This window comes from Arsenophonus nasoniae DSM 15247 (assembly GCF_000429565.1).
Taxonomy (GTDB): domain Bacteria; phylum Pseudomonadota; class Gammaproteobacteria; order Enterobacterales; family Enterobacteriaceae; genus Arsenophonus; species Arsenophonus nasoniae.
Window position 1 is genome coordinate 1 of record NZ_AUCC01000068.1, and the last position, 16,623, is coordinate 16,623.

A 16,623-nucleotide genomic window follows, 5' to 3' on the forward strand; every position below is an offset into this window, starting at 1 on the left:
TCTTTGAACGGAAAATAACTCAAAGCATGAGTCGGCGAGGTAATTGCCTCGATAATGCCGTGATGGAAAGATTTTTTAGGAGTTTAAAGACAGAAAGACTTAACCGTTTATCGTTTATGAATCATCAATCTGTTGTCTGTGAAGTTGAAAATTATATTCAGTTTTACAATTATTATCGACGCCATTCAACGATTGGTTATTTAACGCCACATCAAAAATATCATGAACTAAAAAATGCCGCTTAGATCTTCTACAGAATTTGTTGACCATTACAATTGATTAATCCTTTTTTGGCAACTACCGCCCCATTAGGCGATATAATATCTTCTGGTATGACGACACTCGGATCGACATAATGTACGCTGTTCTCAGTCGCTACGGGAAATTTGTATATTTTTTTATTCTTCCAATATCGCTCTATAGCTTCTTTCTTCATTCTTTCAAAATCAAGGTTGTCTATCCCTTCCTTGATTAAGTCGAGCATGTTTCTTTCAACAATGCTTTTCGCTGGTCCTTGCGTTCCAAGATCCCCTGTCTTACCATCGAGAAACTTAGGATTTGAAATACCGCTGACTACCGCCACCATGACCCCATCTTTCTCATGGATAATGGTCGGTACTGTTTTCGCTTTGTACTTTATGAAAATGTTCGGATCAATTTGAAAATTGATTATTTTCTCTTTGCTTTTTATTAGCTCATGCCAGTGCTTCACTTCTTCTACCAGCGTTTTTTTGTCTTTGACACCCTGAACAACCAGCTCGACATTCTCCTTATCCTCTGCCATATCCATAATGTTTAGTATCTCTTTATCATCGAGTGATGCAGAAACGAGAATGTAATAAACATCCCCTTTTATTATTTCCTTCTTCGGGTTTTCTCCGTTCCCGTCTCGTGCCATTTGCCTTAATATTCTGGCTTCTTCATCCTTAAATTTTGAAGCATTATCAAGGATCATTTGGTTTTTTTTATTAACGGTTTGGCGTGCGTTGGATTCCTGTTTTTTGGCTTGTGCGCTGGCTGCCTCTCTCATTCTCTCAATATCTTTCAGTGCAGATTCGTTGAGTTTTGGGGCTGTCACCTTGTCTCCCTTGTACGGGTTGACTACCTCTATCTCAGGCTTTGCCTTGCTGGATAGCGGTAAACTCAGAAGAATGACGGAAATTAATAAAGCAATTTTGGTTTTTACCATATTGGGTAAGCTCTCCCTATGATGTTTTTTTCTGAAATAACCCCCCAATACCGAGAGTCAAAACTCACTTTTGTTCTACCCATCATCCACAAATAACCCGTTGGTATCACACCTGTTCTTGTCAGTTTTTTTTCTGTATGACCCGCTTCCTTGGCTAGTAACAACCCTTCTCCAACCATACTGTCATTTATTGTGGTTTCTTCTGAATTGACCGATACACGGTCATTTGCTATGCCGTCTACAAATTTAATGCCAATGCCTTTAATATATTGAGAGTTGAAAGCAAACGTCTTCCCTTTCGTAATGGTTTTGTCGCCTTTATCTATGAGATAAACACGATATTCAGGAATGCACGGATAGTTTTGTGAATCAATCCCAAAGGAGAAGCGGTTGAGAAGATAATAACTACTCGGTGCAGCAACAACAGCGACAAGTACCATATACACACCTTGTCGCTTCCAGCTTCGTTTTTTCTTCGATACTCTGGCGTATGTTTTTTTGATAATTCTTTTTACATTCTCAAATTTATTATTCAGATTTGAGTTTTCCACTAATAAAGATCTCGCTAGGAGCATCATAAACGCCAGATTTGTTGAGTACGACAAAGCCTTTGTCAGACAAAGATTTTGCTCTGGCATTTATGATGGCTATTTCTTGCGGTGACTTGATAGAGCCATCGGGATTTGATAAATCCACTACCGCAAATTGGGTTACAAGCGTCTTGGGCGGTTTGAGGTGCAGGAACAATCCAGCACCGATAAAACCGCACAGAACGGATATGAGAGCGTTTTTAACCATATCTACTACACTCCTTCGATACATTCGTTAATCGCTTCGATAACGTCTTTACCTTGCCGTCTTTTGGACTCTATCAGGCTAACTTCTTCTGATTTTGTCGTATAAAGCATGTAAGAGAAGTCATCTACCAGCAAACGACTAATACCGCTACCCATTTCGCTCATAATGAATATTTCAGAAAATACACCCGCTTGGCTTCTGACTGTTTTTAAAAATTCATAACCAGTTTCGTTTAACGGGAGACGTTCTTCTTTTCTGGCTTTGTTGATTGATGATTCAGTTTGACCCAACATCGCCAGATAAGCCGAGTTATCCGTTATCGCAATACCTACGCTGTCTTTATACATGTCATTTATCGACTGCGTGATAGTGATTGCCGACCCATAGTATTTTCTGAAACGTCTATAGCCTTTTTCGATAAACTTACCGATATTCCCTGTTAACAATGCCCATGCTTCATCAATGATGACAATTTTCATTTGGCTTCTGTCACCAAGAAACATATCTTGTTGTATTTGATAGATTAATTGCATTAAAACGATTTGCTTTAAATGCTCTGATTTTTCAATACGCCCAAGTTCTAGTACGGTAAACGTATTTTCAAAGGAAATATTGTTCTTCCCGATGAAATATTTCCCGTACTGACCTTTAGAGGTAAACGGATATAACTGTTCTCCAACGTCTTTTATGCGCTGATCCGCATCGTTTTTTAAAGACTCAGCCACCATATCAATTGTGGTATTTCGCCAATGCTCTCTGATGATTTCGGCAACGTGTTGTTTTAGGCGTGAAGTGGCGTAATCGTCTAATCCGTTTTGCGGTGCTGCCATGACAGAAAGCAAACCGATAATGAGATCTTCTTCCCCTGTTCCGTCTTCCGAATTATCATCTTCGCCAAAATAATCCTGTATCAATTCAAAGAAGTTAAGGCAGGGCTTTGTTGCTGGATTGAAGTCTATGTATGATCCTTCAAACATCGTACACAGCTTTTTGTAAGAATCCCCCGCATCAATGACCCACACTTTTGCGCCAAGCGACCGATAGGATGAAATGATGTAGTTGGTCAGGAATGACTTACCTGACCCCGATGTTGCTGCAATACACATATTGTAGTTGGTATTGCTCTCAAATATGTTCAGATTTTGAACCTGACCATTTCGAGAAATCAGTGTTAGAGCTGGATCACCGACTCCTTGCCAATCGGCATATAACGGAGCTAACACCAGTGCTTCTTCTGCTGCCAGCGTTTTTGAACGACCCAACACATCATCCGCCTTAGCTTCGTAGAACATCGGCAATGAAGCCAGAAAAATAGGCGCAACAAAATTAACATCGGGTATCATTTTGAATGACAAGTTATTGAAATAACTCGCTGCTTCCTGTACAGACTTATTCAGTTGTGTCACGCTGTTAGCAAATACGGAAATCGTAAGAGTCGATTTGAAAATCGGCTGTCCTTCATCGACTTTGTTAGCCAATATATCAAAGCCCTGACTTGTCGTTTTCATCGACGGCACTAATCTTGCGGTAGGTCCATCGGCATTTCGAGTAGCAAATGTTCGCTTGCTGGTGAAGTTGGTTTTTGTAGCTTGCTGATCGGGATAATGCAATGTCATGGTGATGATACACGGGTTTTTTATCCCTGTTGAACCGTTCATTAAATCGCCAAGATAGTATTGCGCTTGCCCTTCCTGAAAGCGTTTAGGCAATGTTTTTGCGGATAATGTACGAATGAAGGTTGTGTTTGTGTCTGCTTTGGAATTCTCATCTTCGGGATTACCGAAACCAACGTATTTTGACCTGATGAAAAAGAGACTATCCATTTGCAATAGTTGTTCGGCAATGCTTTTCTCATCATCAACTTCAATCGGTAGCCTATCTCGCCAGTGAGCATTCTCGCCCTGCTGAAACATACTACTCAGTTCAGAAACATACATTTGCACATTGAGTCTTTGTGGACGAAACCCCGTAATGCGTAATGTTGTCTCTAATCCCGTTTGAATCTCTCGTATTTCAGCCAGTTCTTCTCTAGTCGGTGACAGTTCTGTTTTGATTGGTGTTTTTAACGTAATGTACAGTGAACAACTTCTGGCTTTGGTATTCGTACCTCGAAACGGCATAGTCGTATGCTTTAACAGAAAATCGGAACGTTTTAAGCATGTTATTTTCATTATCTGACTAGAACAAGACATACGCATATAATCAGCTTTATTTATAATGTGGCTGATATTTGGTGACGCAATAAGTGATATTTGAATGACTGTATTGTTCGGGAAATAGCCGGATAAAAATGTTTTTAATTGTGATATTTCCCCGCCACTTGTACCCGACAACGGAACACATTTAAACCCAATGCCAATATATTTGTTTTCACAGACAAATATATTTTCATCATCCATTTCGGCAATAACAGGGCATAGAGACGAAAACTTTTTAATGTCCTGCATCTTTTTAAGAATTGTTGCCGTAGCCATGATTATTTAGCCCCATTTTTGATAAAATTAACAAATCCCTCAGTGGGTTGTCCTACGCTGTATCGCCCATCATTTCGGATAATGAACGGGATCATGCTCACGCCAAACACTTGCGCGGTGATTTCACGCCTTAACAGTGCTTCTTTGTCGCAGTTTTCAAGCTGCTCAAACTTAATGCTGTTATCGCCAGTGATAATCGCTCTATCCGCACGGTAACGGTCTTTAGCACAGTACAATTCAAAGTTTCGTTTTTTACTTCTATCACCCAATGCGCCTATGGATAAAACTTGAACCGTGTACTTCTCAGGATCTAGCTTTGATAGTTCTTTAAGTGCGACATGGCACTGCTCACAGTAGGGATCGGTAAAGATAATGGTTTGGTTTGGTCCTTTACCCCACGTTGCGGATTGCAAATCTTCCATCTTAATGTTCAGGCTTTTTAGTGGGATCATGGAGGCATATTCTTTAATGTCTTCAAAGGTGTTCAAATCTCGTTTTGCCCATGTGTCATACAAAACTCCTTTGATAACAAAGCGACCATTGGAGGTGAGTAATTGCAATTTACCGTCATTTTTTAGTGCAATAATCCCATTTGACGGAAGAAGAAACTTAGAAACTTCAAGAGTCTTATTTGGATTATTATCTAATGCTTCTTTGTTAAAGACAGTTTCCGTACTGCTTTTTTCAATACTGGCATAGCCTTCGTCAGCGTAGCTGGTAGCGGAAAACCCTGAGAGAGCTAGAGCAATACATAAAAGTGTTTTTTTCATTACCGATTCCTTATCAAAAGAAGTTCGTATTGCTGCATTCTTTCAGATTTAAAAAAGAAATTTTTCATTTGAATAAAAAAAAAGGGACGATAAGCCTATTTTTAAATATTCTTGCCTGTTTGGTTACGACATTACTCATCTAGGTTGAGGTGATTGCAGTGGCGTTAACACAGCATTTGATTTGTTGTAACGGTTCGGTTCTCCCACATCCCATGCTCTAGGTACAATCTCCGTATAGATATATCCCGCAACAACTAAATCACCGTCTGTATTTTCGTAGGGATCAATTAAAATACGCATAACCATAGATTCACTACGAATCGGTTGTGGATCTGCTGCGGGTTTAGGTACGGGTGTATATTGACCTGATTCAATTGCAATCCTTTTGTTTTTATTACCTTTAGTAAGAGATTGAATTTCATCTTTTGTTACCACTTCACCATTTTGTTGTTTTTTGGAAACGAGATTGATTTTTTCCTGATAATCCTCACCATCTGTCAGTTTGTGAACATCCCTCACACTCATACAGGTTACAGAATTTGGCATACCCTTACAGCCAAACTCGCTATTTCCCACTAATGAAGAACAGGCAGTTAATGATAGAGCGACCCATCCCAATAGAGGCATAAACACAATTTTTTTCATTTTGTTTTTTCCTAATAATTAATTGGTTTGTCTAAAGTTCAGTTTCACGCCTTTCGTCACAATCAAATCAATGCTTCTGGCTGGATCGATTTCAATCACAGGGAATAGGTCTTGTGCCATATCCATGTAAAAATCAGCGAGTCGGTTCAACGCACCACCAACGCCTTTCATCGCTGCCCCCTGCAATTTGTTACTGTTAATTTGCTGATAAGGGGAATTAACTTTGTCGTCACCGACACGACCTAACGTGATTGTAGGCAATTGTTGAACACTGAACATTTCTGCACCCGCTTGTAAAAATCCCGCAATTAAGGCTTTAGCCAGATATTGCCCTTGCTTGGTGACTAAACGCCCCCTAATACCCGCCTTACCGTCTTCACCTACCGCGAAGGAATCAAAGGCAGCTTCAAATACCGCACCATCATCTCTTATGCACGTTATGGTATTACTTCTCAGATAGGCTCGTTCAGATGATAGTTCACCGTAGCCTACCGCCAAGATCCCACACTCTTTAATATCGGCTGAAAAGTTGTTGGGTAAAATAGCGTCTTTCTTCACGCGCAATAGCATCGGATAAGGATTTTCCCGTGCTTGCTTTGCCGTAGGTGCGTCCATCCCTGACAAGGCGACTGTAGGTATGATTGATGATGCGGGTAAGTATGTTCCTTCAATGGCTTCATCATTATTAATTTTTGGTTTGTCACTTTCCTTTTTGGAATTTAACGACTCTCCCAAAGCCCCCCCTTTTTCGGCACCGTCACTCGCTACACCATCAAATCGCATGATTTCAGGGTAAGATTCTTCATTTGCAAAGGTATCTGATTTGGTTTCGTCTTTTCCCCGATCACCATTTTGAACATGGTTGTTGCTATACGGGAGATCGTTATTTTGGTATATCTTTTGAAGTTCATTTTCGTATGCGTTCGGTGTGTTTTTTGTTACTTTCGGTGTGATTTGATAAGTCGGTTGTTGATTCTTTATTTGGAATCGCAAATCATTGTTATCTTGAGATAGTTGAGTTTGTTTCTTATTTAATTCACTAATTTCTTTCTGGTCTGTTTCTCGCTGCTGTTTCACTGCTATCAGTTCTTCTTCTATCCGTCTTAAATCCGCTGCTATAGACTCTTGACTGACGCCTTGCGTATCACCTGACGTTATAAGGTTAGTGGTAGGCTTACTGTTCTCCTTTTTAACCTCATAGGATTGGTCTGGTACGCTTGTAAAAAAATACAATGCAATTATCAACAAAGTGCCACCACCACCCCACAGAAGAAATTTCTTTGCTTTGGGTGATAAATTGTCATATTTTTCTTTTATTGACATGTATTACTCCGCTAGGCGTGGACGGATGGAAATTGATTCAGCCTCTTTGGATGCGCTATCGTTTCGGATAACAAAGTAGGCTTCTGTTTTCTGGTTAGGAGCAAGCGTGTTATTACTCCATAATGCCCTTGCAGCTAGACGGGGATGCGTACATAAAGACTCGTCAACAAGTACAGTGGATAAGCCAGTGTTTGATGCCACACCCACGATCACGCTGAAACGTGCCCCCGCAATGTATTGTCCATTTTTAAATGAATATTTTATGTTGTCCTGATCGCCACCCGTTCTGAACAAACAGTTAGGAATTGAAACGTTGGTGTCTTTCAGGTCTGTTATTTCATAGCCAGTCGGCAAGTCACCTAACGCAATTGCTTTTAGCAGTTTTGTGATGGTTTTTGCGTAGGTATCGCTTTTTTCCCAACGTTCTGCCTTTTCCCTGTTTGCGCTTTGTGATGCGTTTGTTGGGCTGTAATACATGCTGTTGTTGTAGTTAGAGTTTGTGGTGTTAATCTCTTTTGCGAGAAGCAACGTGGCTTCTACTGGTGGTCTTTGCTCAGGATGAAGTGACAATGAAATAGCCTTTGATTCATCGCCCTTGTTTGTAATATACATAGCGATAGGCTCTTTCTTGTAAGACGTTATATAAATAACATTCCCTTCCTTAGATATTTTTACGCTATTTTTCTTAATGACTAGTACCACTGGCTCAGGGAACGGAGTCACAATCCTATTAGGTTGTCCTACTGAAATCGGTATCAGCCTGTTTTCACCAGAATGAATTGTTACCGTCATTCGTGAATCTAACCTCTGTTGATTGTTGTTTCTCATAACGGAACTCGGTACAGGCTGAATGTTGTTATCACTCGGTTCGGATAATATTTCATCAATATTTCCTTCACCTTGATAACTGCTATTTGATAATGTATTTTTCGGTTTTGAATTACTCGGTGAGGCTTTCACTGTACGTTGTAAATCGTTATTTGTACCCTGTACCGATATTGTTTTTGCAGAAACAGTACCACACATCAGAAAAGAACAAATAACCGCAGTGCTAATTAATTTAACTTTAAAATCAATCATTGATTTTGCTCCCTTCTACTATTTTCTCTGCTTCTGAACCTTCGGGGATCTTGCCATCATTCTCACTGGCTACATAAGTCGGTAACGTAACCGAAGCACTTTTAAGCTGAATATTCTCTACAACTGGCTTATAACCTTTGATAAATACCGTGACAATGTAAGTAACTGAATGTGATACAGCTTTACCCGTGATACTTTTTATCTCTTGTGTTCCCTCAACAAAGTAAGTGCCTTTTGCCATTGGATCGGATGATATTTTTGTCGGGCTGAATGACACCGAAACTCTATCTCTTCGGATTTTTCCCGTTTCATCATCAATGGTTTGCATGATTGCCCCGCGATTTGTAGGAGCTAAAAAAGGCTCAAGTGACTCTTTGATGAAAGGCGCAGAAGATGGGTTTGTATTACCCAATAACGTTGCTATGTAACCCGCCCATGATCGCATATATGCGGTTGACCCTTCGTTCGCATCAACCCATGATGTTGTTGTGAGATTAGGCGGTACAATAATGATTCGCTCATCTTTTGAAAAGATCAATATAACCAATAAAATAGATACAATCGCAGTGCAAAGGTTAGTGATGGTTAAGGTGTTATTTGTTTCCCTAAGCCCCGATAATGTATTTCTCAGGTTTGAAAATTTCATATAGTAAATTCCCTATCAAAAGAATCTGGCACAAAAGTTACTTTGTGTGACCCAAAACCAAACCGCCAATAAACCAAGTGAGCTAAATATTTATCAGAAGCCTTATCTAAAAAACGTCCATAAATTTTGCTCAGAACCAACCCGATAATAACCATGAGTATCAGTCGCCCTGTTACCACGCCAACACCTAACATCACCATGAACGGAAACAATTCATCTACGGTCCAAAAGAACATGCGGGGCGGGGCATCTACGCTATGAGAGATTTCTACTATTTTTGACATTTTTACTCCGTTTGGGTTAATTGCCCCATGACAGCCTTTATTTCGGTTATCGGGACTGCACCTTGTACCAGAACCGCTTTGTTTTTGTATGAGATTATCGTAGATGGCGTTTTTTCTATGTTCAGACCGATAGCCTCTTGCGTATCGAAAGCGATTTTTTCCCTACCGCCATTGTTATTGACGCAAGTTGAAAAATTCTTTTCATCCAAAGAGAAGTTCGTCGCTAACTCCCTAATAGGTATATTGAAGTTACCGTTTCGCTTGCTATCAAAAAGGTACTTTGCTAATTCAAAAAATCCGTAATTCCCTTTCTGCTGATAGGCACATTCAACCAGTGTTGACATATACAGTGACCGTTTCCCGTGTCCTAACGTGTGCTTGAATACCAACGCAACATTTCCGCCAGACCTATCCACAAAATCAATGATTTCAGGGAATTCAGCTTGACAGTATTCACACTCAAAATCGGAATAATGGATCAGTAAAAAAGGTGCATTTATATTCCCGTATACACGGTCATTCTCGGAGGATGGTTGCTGGATGGAATTTTCTTCTTTATCATCGTTCGCGGGTAGTTTGTCACCCGCTTTGCTAACCTCTCCCACATTTGATTTTGTTTTTTTCAAAACCTTATCGTAGCCAGAAGCCAAAATGTAACTTTTGAAAAATTGGTTTAGTTCTGCACTATTTTTAATTTTTGGGATGTCAATGTTATCTACCGCTATCTGTAGCTCGGCTACCTCTTGCTTCGTTTTCACCAAAATCGCTGTATTCACGGCGGTTGCCACAACTGCAAGTCCTAGCAGTGACTTAATTATTAAAGGTTTATTTTTTGAAAAATCATTTTTCATTTTTCTTACCTAAGTCCAGCAGATCGGATGGCTTAATCATTTTTTGGTTAGGTGTTTTGTCTAACGCTTTTTCTATATTTTCTTTCGTCATATCAATGAGATTGAATACGAGAGTTTTGCGATCTGATAAATATGCCGAACTTTCGTTTACCTGTTTCACATTCTCTCTTAGCTTATTTGTTGACCGTGATAACGAGATGTTGACCGATAACATCGCGATATTCAGGCAAAGCAAAGTTGTGAATATTGTGTATGTCGGTATTTTGTCTTCAAAGTTCTTGAACATGGTTATCCCTCGCACTATTTCACGATCATACCAAGTAAAAAAAAGAAAATTTTAAAGATAGGCGCATAAATTGCGCTTATCAATTCAAATCTGTTTTGGCAGGTTGCTGATGGTGAGGATGATTGCTGTTGGAACAACGAACAGTGCCATGACCGCATTAATAACAGGAGGTACAGGAAGCGGAATAATGATTGATAACACCATAAAAAAAATACATAAACCAATCAACTTGATACTTCTTCTGTTGAGAAATGGCGACACATAGGAAAAGTCATACTGCTTTCTTTTCCATTGAAGCGCACCCGAAAAAACGGATGGGATAAGCATGATGATAAAATAATAGGTCCAGAATGACAGCACAGACAACCGATATGTCATCATATAGAGGTGATAGCTGATAACCGTTGTCATGTTCTTAAAGAAAGGCAGAAACACATTACTGATGGTGTTAAACGTGTTTTCCAGTTTGTTCTCTGATGTTTCAGCAGATTTGAAATAGTTTTGAAGCACATCGTTTATGCCTGTATCAACAAAATACTCCGTGTAAAGAGCATTGGCATAAGGAAGTATTTTGGTATTGAAACTTTTCTTACCTGTCATTACTTCGCCCATCTTAAATTCTCTCATCATGTTTGCCTTGTACCAACTGGCAGGGATGAACATTGATGAGATCACTAATAGCGTAGTGCAAACTATCAAAATTTTTTTTATGGAAAATCCATCGTTTCTTTTGTCAGAACCAAACATGATTTAACTTTTTTCCAAAATAGTTTTTGATAGAAATGAATCCACTCGTGCGGGGATCGTGTATTTCTTATATTCTTCACAAACCGTTATTTTGTTTAGCATTGCTAAAAACTTCACTAGCTTTGCCAGTAGAATTGAAAGATTATCCCAATCATCTAGCGAGTCGTCCTTTTTCCGATAATAATATTTTTTTAACTGTTCCAGCATGTAATTATGAAAAGCCATTTCATATTCTGAATCTCTTATTGAATTTTCCATTTTATTAAAAATATCGTAACAAATTTCCCATTGCGTCAAGAATGAAAAGTAGTAGGTATCTAGTTCTTCATTGTTGGTTATTCGCATTTTTGCATAATACTTTTTCATGAAATACCTTTCTTTTCTTTATAAATATCAATAAGTTTATTCAGTACTTCTTTTTCTGGTGTTGTTTTTGGCAAAGTCACAATCGGTATCTGACCTTTACAGATTCGCCCCGCTTGCAATATCGCAAAAAATTCTAAGTCCGGTAAGTTACCCAATAATTGAGGCGGGAAAAATTCGCCTTCTTCTTCCATAATTCTTTCCCCAATACTCCCCGTGATTTGTTCGGGATCTGCACCTGCACTTGTACCATGTCCTCGCAGGATGTATTTAAATTTTGCTTTGGGTATGCGTTCTATAATGTCTTTTTGTCCTTGTACGTTAATTGTTCTCAGGGCGATGTTGTGGTTAGCATTGACGTTGACCTGTTCTTTTTTTGCTTCTGAACCCAAAGTGGCCACATAGTCAGTTGTTGATTGTGACGCAATATACAGATTAAATCCTGCCCCGCGTCCTTTATTTTGAAGCCTTATAACCTGATCGTTAATGACTTCGGCTGCTTCATCAATAAGAATGATGGTGTCATGCTTCGCTTCACCTCGCGGTCTGGCGTAGTTGTAAATGTCGGCTGCTACTGCCGTTATGTCACTCAGGAAAATTGACCCTACCGCGCTTCCCTTCTCACCGTCAGCCAGTGCGTTCAACCCTAGATAGAACATACCATTAGTTGAAATTATGTCTTTGACACTGACCGTCACCCTATCATCACTTTGGTTGTTTGGTGCTGGTGATAATATGTCGTCTAATCCGTCACTCGTCAGCATAGTCAAAATAGGTAAAGCATTGAGTATCATTTTTTGAAAGTGTTCGCGGTTATGCTGCATTAAATCAATACCGCCCTTAATAAAGGTGTACTCTTTTATTGGTGCAATGTCGTTGTAGTAAAAATTGATTCTGATAGCTGCATGAGCCATTTTTGAATCCGTTTTTTTATCTAATTTTTCGTGCTTTAACCTACGTTCTAAAATTCCGCTATATACATCGGGAAATAGTTCTTCACCTAATTTGTCTATTGCTAATGTCATTAGCTCTGCAAAATAGTTTAAGTCAGTACCTAATTGTGCCTTCAGATTAACTAATGTCGGTTTTATTTTTACAAAATCCATTAGCTGTATCACAGTAGTTAATGCCATTGTTGCAAAAGAAAGAAACGGATCTGTCGTATTATCTGACTTCTGAATGACTGAAATAATCCTGTTAGCTATTTCTGTTGAGTTGGAGTAATTACTAATAGGTGAAATGCTGTTGGATTTATTCAGATGTGCAATAGATAGATAGTAATAATCATCTTCTCTGTTCGTTAATCTCATACACTCACGCATAAACTCTGCAATTTCTTCATCGTTTTTCGGATCTACAAAGATTAGCGGTATTTGTTTAATTGCTGCCTGCAATATCATTAACTTATAAAAAGTGGTTTTACCCGACCCTGTTGTACCTGTAATTGACGTGTGCAACGTGAGCATGTGATCGGGAACTTCTATCCAATCGTTTTTGTTGCCTAACTGATGAATCCATCCATACCCCATTGAGTTATCATTGTCAGGCAAGAAACGGTCTGCTTGTCCTGTTTTAACAATCTCATGCGCTCTCTGACCTTGTTCGTGTTTCCAGATGAAACCTTTCCCAATCAAGGTACTATCAGGGCTTGCTATCATTTGTCTAACAACCTGTTCGGCTGGCACAAAAAGCGGTTTAGGTATCGTTTTTAAATTATTGTGCAATGATGCAATTTTAATAGCGTTTGGGAGAACTTTGAGTATAAATAATCCCTGTATGGCAACAGTGGATATTGTCGCTGCGGGAGGCATTGACAGATAGTTACCTACTCCAAGCGTTGTTAGCATTCCAGCCCCCCAACCTAAAACCTCATAAAGCTCATAGTTTGGTCTGAACGGCATTAAGTGTTTCCATTCATTCATCTTTTTTATTCACTCTTAATTTATTGTTGTACAGGAAACTTTCAAAATGTATCGCTATTAATTTCAAAAATAATTTTTTCGATATATTTAGATGACCCGACGCTGCATTAATATCGCTATTGTGCATAACTAAAACAGTCTGCTCATCAGACGATGAGTGCGATTGGATTATTTTCAGTAGGTCATTATGACGAATTTTCTTTTCTTGTTCTGATAAGAATAACAAATATCTGATTTCACTATATTTTGTAAGTACATATAAATCGATTAGAATATTTTTATGCAAAATACAATATGTTTCTGACCTTAATACGACTGATTGTATTTTCCGCGGCATTAATGCAACATCCAATATCCACTCTTGAGGGAATGCTTTTTTTTCTGAATACAGGAAATGATTCTGATTAATTAGGCTCAACAGCTCTTCTTTTTCCATTCTGCTTATTTCATTTTCAAATATCTCCCTATATTTTAAAGGTGTTTTTTTATACAAGCTCGAATGTTCAATAGGTTCATCTAATGGATTTTCATGATTAAATAAAAATATCTTTTTTGTTTTGGGATGTTCTGTTAGCTGCTGAGGGGCGGCAACCTTTTCTTCTACTGCTGGCTGTTTATTTTTCTTCTTTTGGGGACTTTTCTTATTAGTGTTTTGTTTGTCGGTTTGTTCCAACACTTCCCCTATCGACAATGAACGTCTATCCGTTGATTGGCTTCGTGCGGATTGGTTTTGTAGTGTGACAGATAAATCCAATAGTGATGGTGATTTTGTTTTTTTTGTAACTGGTTTAAATTCAGTTACTTTCAGATTCAAATTATTTTGAGGCGTAGTTGTCGTTAAAGGTACGCTATGTGGCGGGTTCGCCAAAATAGGCGTTAGTTCTGGATCAGGATCAGACTTGGATTCTTCTAAAACTCCTACATTACAGAGTAATTTCACTAGCACTTCTTCGGTCACTTCTTCGGTGATGTAATTTTCATTATTATTTGATTCTTCGACTATTGTTGAATTTGGTTTGGAATTTTCCACAACTCTGATCTCAGTGGCTTTCTCTGGTTCTGGCGCAGGAGTTGACTCAGTAGAATCCGTATTAGAGATATCTTCCTCTACGTTTTTCAATTCTTCCGCAATTTGTTCTGCTGTTGGTTCATACTTTATCCACTTTGACGCTTTTTTCACATAAGCGGTAGTTGGTATTGGCTGTAATAAATCACTGAACAACGTCTCAGGTGATTTTAATTTCAGGCTGTACATGAACAATGGAGGTTCTTCGATAAATTTCGTAGGTAGGTCATTTTCAATAAGATATTTCTCGGTAATTACTCTCCAATATACAGAGCCGTTCTCTCCCTCCTCTACAAGACCATTCGTGAGCATAATATCGGCTAAAGAATCGGCTGATTGAGGTATGAACACGTCAAGCTCTCTGATTCGCTCATAAATATTATCGGCTGCTTTTTGCCAGAAGATATACACTCCATCTGTTGTAACCCATACAGGAGACGGATAGACATTAGGTTTCCATACATTTGTTGATATGAGTAATCGCATAGTATCAACCATGCGTTGTATTGTGCTGACGCCTGTACCTGACGAACGTATTGCATCGCCGGACGTTCGCTTCATATCTTCTAAGACGGATTTTTTATCCGCATTAATTACAAGGTCAATCAACGCATTATTTCGTTTTTGTGCATCTGTAGGCGTTAAGGTAGATATGGCATCAATCACTTTGAAAAATACATTTCGACTGTTGTGCTGTAAAATTTCTATGATCTCATAAGGCACTATTTTCTCAATCATTGAGGATGCAAGGAGTTTGTGATTGTTGTGACGATTTTTGTTCCACGATAGATAATATCTATCTATATTGTTCTCGACCGCCCACTCAAAGATATTTTTCCCTTTAGGATTCCATTGCAATGTACCTTCTTCATTCCAAATCTCGTAATCGGTTACTGGCTTACCAATGTCATGCAGTAATGCCGTTACTACGACCGCTAACCGCCATTTGAACACCATTAGGGATTTTTGTTCAGGATTCTCTTTTTCATCAAATTCAATGACTTTCATCGCTTTTATAGCGTTATAGCAGACTTCTAGGTTGTGACGTAACAGACCTCCTTGTGCGCGGTGATGGTGATGTTCAGATGCGGGTAATAAGTGTACAAAATCGGCTACGTTAACCAATAAAGGCAAAATATATTTTTCAAAACCGTCCTTCATGAACAATTCTTTCTTGATCTGATGGACCATATCACTCTGCGTTTTGGCTAGTAACTGCCGACCTGATAACCTTGCTGGAAATCCTTTCGCCTTTGGTGGGTAGCCAACATACATTTGGAACTTTTCTATTTGTGTTTTTGTATCTGCGGGTATATCTGTCTCACCAGACTGTAAAACGTACTGATCTGATATTGAAAACACTGGCATTTTTAAAACTTCATCAACGGCTGACTCTTTTTCAGCCATACCAAAAAAGCTCGATATTTTTTTCCATAGCGTCTTTCTTTGAGAGGGCTTGGATTTCACATTATCAACCATACAATCTCGCTTTATTCGTTTCGTTTTGTTTTTTTCGTTTTAAATACTTTACCTATTTTCGATTGCCCCCGTTCTTGTTTTTAGATGATTTTTAATTCCTTAACCGTGAAAAATATAAATATAAATAGTCCATACTTGACCGCATGGCAAAGAGCTAGGACAAAAGATGAAAATTACTTTGTTGTTTAGTTGCCTGTTTGCCTTAGAGGTAACAGGGTGCAGTTCGGAAAAACCATTACTTGGGTGCGGTTACTATACCAAAGCATCAACTATCATTCTCAATTCTACTGGATCGTACTTTGATAGTTCGCAATCCTGTTGATTTTTCTTTATTCAAAATTAAATCATACATATTTCATACCTGACCGCATGACAGTGAGAAAGAAAGATGAAAAAAGTTTTGTTGTTAACTTGCTTGATGGTTAGGAAATTGAATCGCTTTTAAAGTGAGTAGCAAAAGCCATCCCTTATTGCAAAAAGGAGATGGGGATCGATTTATTGTGTTTAGTGCCAGTTAACATTTCCTCAGAGAGTGTAATTTCTAACCTGATTTCCTTATTTTAGACACATTGATCCTGCGTTTAGCTGCGTAACCATCGCTTTTTCTCCAGGTTATGCAGTCTTTCTGACAACAATTCCGTTGCTTTTTTACCCATTTGCGCCCCGGTGAAAAGCAGCCTGTCGCCACACAGAATACATT

The 16,623-nt window shown here is 38.8% G+C and carries 17 protein-coding genes; 1 reads left to right on the forward strand and 16 read right to left on the reverse strand.

Features of this window, described 5'->3' with window-relative positions; translation table 11 throughout:
• Positions 1-245: integrase core domain-containing protein (locus G468_RS0112715; RefSeq protein ID WP_026823443.1), on the forward strand; the 245-nt coding region annotated here is incomplete at its 5' end.
• 5 nt (positions 246-250) lie between these two features.
• Here the strand turns inward: G468_RS0112715 and G468_RS20885 are convergent.
• From G468_RS20885 to mobH, 16 genes are all read right to left on the reverse strand, one after another.
• On the reverse strand, positions 251-1,189 hold the full coding sequence (locus G468_RS20885) for a TrbC family F-type conjugative pilus assembly protein (RefSeq protein WP_051297090.1): 939 nt from the start codon (positions 1,187-1,189) through the stop codon (positions 251-253).
• Positions 1,183-1,629 carry a signal peptidase I gene (gene lepB / locus G468_RS0112725; RefSeq protein WP_248604890.1) on the reverse strand — a complete coding sequence of 149 codons (447 nt, stop codon included), beginning with the start codon at positions 1,627-1,629 and terminating at the stop codon, positions 1,183-1,185. The genes G468_RS20885 and lepB overlap by 7 nt, the downstream gene beginning before the upstream one ends.
• Positions 1,630-1,717: 88 nt before the next feature.
• Positions 1,718-1,987: a hypothetical protein gene (locus G468_RS0112730; protein WP_026823445.1), complete on the reverse strand. Its 270-nt coding sequence runs from the start codon at positions 1,985-1,987 to the stop codon at positions 1,718-1,720.
• A 5-nt stretch (positions 1,988-1,992) separates the two neighbouring features.
• The gene (traC, locus tag G468_RS0112735) at positions 1,993-4,461 is read right to left on the reverse strand and encodes a type IV secretion system protein TraC (RefSeq protein WP_051297091.1); all 2,469 of its coding nucleotides are present in this window, start codon (positions 4,459-4,461) and stop codon (positions 1,993-1,995) included.
• Between the two features lie 2 nt (positions 4,462-4,463).
• Positions 4,464-5,231, reverse strand: coding sequence for a DsbC family protein (locus tag G468_RS0112740; protein ID WP_026823447.1), 768 nt, complete (start codon positions 5,229-5,231; stop codon positions 4,464-4,466).
• 135 nt (positions 5,232-5,366) lie between these two features.
• Positions 5,367-5,876 (reverse strand): type IV conjugative transfer system lipoprotein TraV, encoded by a 510-nt coding sequence (gene traV, locus G468_RS20890; protein ID WP_051297092.1) that lies wholly within the window; start codon positions 5,874-5,876, stop codon positions 5,367-5,369.
• Between the two features lie 18 nt (positions 5,877-5,894).
• Positions 5,895-7,199 (reverse strand): TraB/VirB10 family protein, encoded by a 1,305-nt coding sequence (locus G468_RS0112750; RefSeq protein WP_026823448.1) that lies wholly within the window; start codon positions 7,197-7,199, stop codon positions 5,895-5,897.
• 3 nt (positions 7,200-7,202) lie between these two features.
• On the reverse strand, positions 7,203-8,279 hold the full coding sequence (locus tag G468_RS20895) for a TraK domain-containing protein (protein ID WP_051297093.1): 1,077 nt from the start codon (positions 8,277-8,279) through the stop codon (positions 7,203-7,205).
• The gene (locus G468_RS0112760; RefSeq protein ID WP_026823449.1) at positions 8,272-8,925 is read right to left on the reverse strand and encodes a TraE/TraK family type IV conjugative transfer system protein; all 654 of its coding nucleotides are present in this window, start codon (positions 8,923-8,925) and stop codon (positions 8,272-8,274) included. Before G468_RS0112760 ends, G468_RS20895 begins: the two co-directional genes overlap by 8 nt.
• Positions 8,922-9,209 (reverse strand): type IV conjugative transfer system protein TraL, encoded by a 288-nt coding sequence (gene traL / locus G468_RS0112765; RefSeq protein ID WP_026823450.1) that lies wholly within the window; start codon positions 9,207-9,209, stop codon positions 8,922-8,924. The genes G468_RS0112760 and traL overlap by 4 nt, the downstream gene beginning before the upstream one ends.
• Positions 9,210-9,211: 2 nt before the next feature.
• Positions 9,212-10,060 carry a DsbA family protein gene (locus G468_RS20900; protein WP_051297094.1) on the reverse strand — a complete coding sequence of 283 codons (849 nt, stop codon included), beginning with the start codon at positions 10,058-10,060 and terminating at the stop codon, positions 9,212-9,214.
• Positions 10,050-10,220: a hypothetical protein gene (locus G468_RS25575; RefSeq protein ID WP_155847000.1), complete on the reverse strand. Its 171-nt coding sequence runs from the start codon at positions 10,218-10,220 to the stop codon at positions 10,050-10,052. The genes G468_RS20900 and G468_RS25575 overlap by 11 nt, the downstream gene beginning before the upstream one ends.
• A gap of 210 nt (positions 10,221-10,430) precedes the next feature.
• Positions 10,431-10,973, reverse strand: coding sequence for an IncC plasmid conjugative DNA transfer DtrJ family protein (locus G468_RS22535; RefSeq protein ID WP_162143425.1), 543 nt, complete (start codon positions 10,971-10,973; stop codon positions 10,431-10,433).
• A gap of 123 nt (positions 10,974-11,096) precedes the next feature.
• The gene (locus tag G468_RS0112785; RefSeq protein ID WP_026823452.1) at positions 11,097-11,459 is read right to left on the reverse strand and encodes a hypothetical protein; all 363 of its coding nucleotides are present in this window, start codon (positions 11,457-11,459) and stop codon (positions 11,097-11,099) included.
• Positions 11,456-13,378 (reverse strand): conjugative transfer system coupling protein TraD, encoded by a 1,923-nt coding sequence (gene traD, locus G468_RS0112790; RefSeq protein WP_026823453.1) that lies wholly within the window; start codon positions 13,376-13,378, stop codon positions 11,456-11,458. Before traD ends, G468_RS0112785 begins: the two co-directional genes overlap by 4 nt.
• Positions 13,371-15,923, reverse strand: a complete 2,553-nt coding sequence (gene mobH, locus G468_RS0112795) for a MobH family relaxase (RefSeq protein ID WP_026823454.1) — start codon at positions 15,921-15,923, stop codon at positions 13,371-13,373. The genes traD and mobH overlap by 8 nt, the downstream gene beginning before the upstream one ends.
• Positions 15,924-16,623 lie beyond the last annotated feature (700 nt).

Coding starts and splice junctions, on each gene's coding strand:
- G468_RS20885 (WP_051297090.1), bottom strand. CDS start 1,189: ATGGTAAAAACCAAAATTGCTTTATTAATTTCCGTCATTCTTCTGAGT.
- lepB (WP_248604890.1), bottom strand. CDS start 1,629: ATGGTACTTGTCGCTGTTGTTGCTGCACCGAGTAGTTATTATCTTCTC.
- G468_RS0112730 (WP_026823445.1), bottom strand. CDS start 1,987: ATGGTTAAAAACGCTCTCATATCCGTTCTGTGCGGTTTTATCGGTGCT.
- traC (WP_051297091.1), bottom strand. CDS start 4,461: ATGGCTACGGCAACAATTCTTAAAAAGATGCAGGACATTAAAAAGTTT.
- G468_RS0112740 (WP_026823447.1), bottom strand. CDS start 5,231: ATGAAAAAAACACTTTTATGTATTGCTCTAGCTCTCTCAGGGTTTTCC.
- traV (WP_051297092.1), bottom strand. CDS start 5,876: ATGAAAAAAATTGTGTTTATGCCTCTATTGGGATGGGTCGCTCTATCA.
- G468_RS0112750 (WP_026823448.1), bottom strand. CDS start 7,199: ATGTCAATAAAAGAAAAATATGACAATTTATCACCCAAAGCAAAGAAA.
- G468_RS20895 (WP_051297093.1), bottom strand. CDS start 8,279: ATGATTGATTTTAAAGTTAAATTAATTAGCACTGCGGTTATTTGTTCT.
- G468_RS0112760 (WP_026823449.1), bottom strand. CDS start 8,925: ATGAAATTTTCAAACCTGAGAAATACATTATCGGGGCTTAGGGAAACA.
- traL (WP_026823450.1), bottom strand. CDS start 9,209: ATGTCAAAAATAGTAGAAATCTCTCATAGCGTAGATGCCCCGCCCCGC.
- G468_RS20900 (WP_051297094.1), bottom strand. CDS start 10,060: ATGAAAAATGATTTTTCAAAAAATAAACCTTTAATAATTAAGTCACTG.
- G468_RS22535 (WP_162143425.1), bottom strand. CDS start 10,973: ATGAGAGAATTTAAGATGGGCGAAGTAATGACAGGTAAGAAAAGTTTC.
- G468_RS0112785 (WP_026823452.1), bottom strand. CDS start 11,459: ATGAAAAAGTATTATGCAAAAATGCGAATAACCAACAATGAAGAACTA.
- traD (WP_026823453.1), bottom strand. CDS start 13,378: ATGAATGAATGGAAACACTTAATGCCGTTCAGACCAAACTATGAGCTT.
- mobH (WP_026823454.1), bottom strand. CDS start 15,923: ATGGTTGATAATGTGAAATCCAAGCCCTCTCAAAGAAAGACGCTATGG.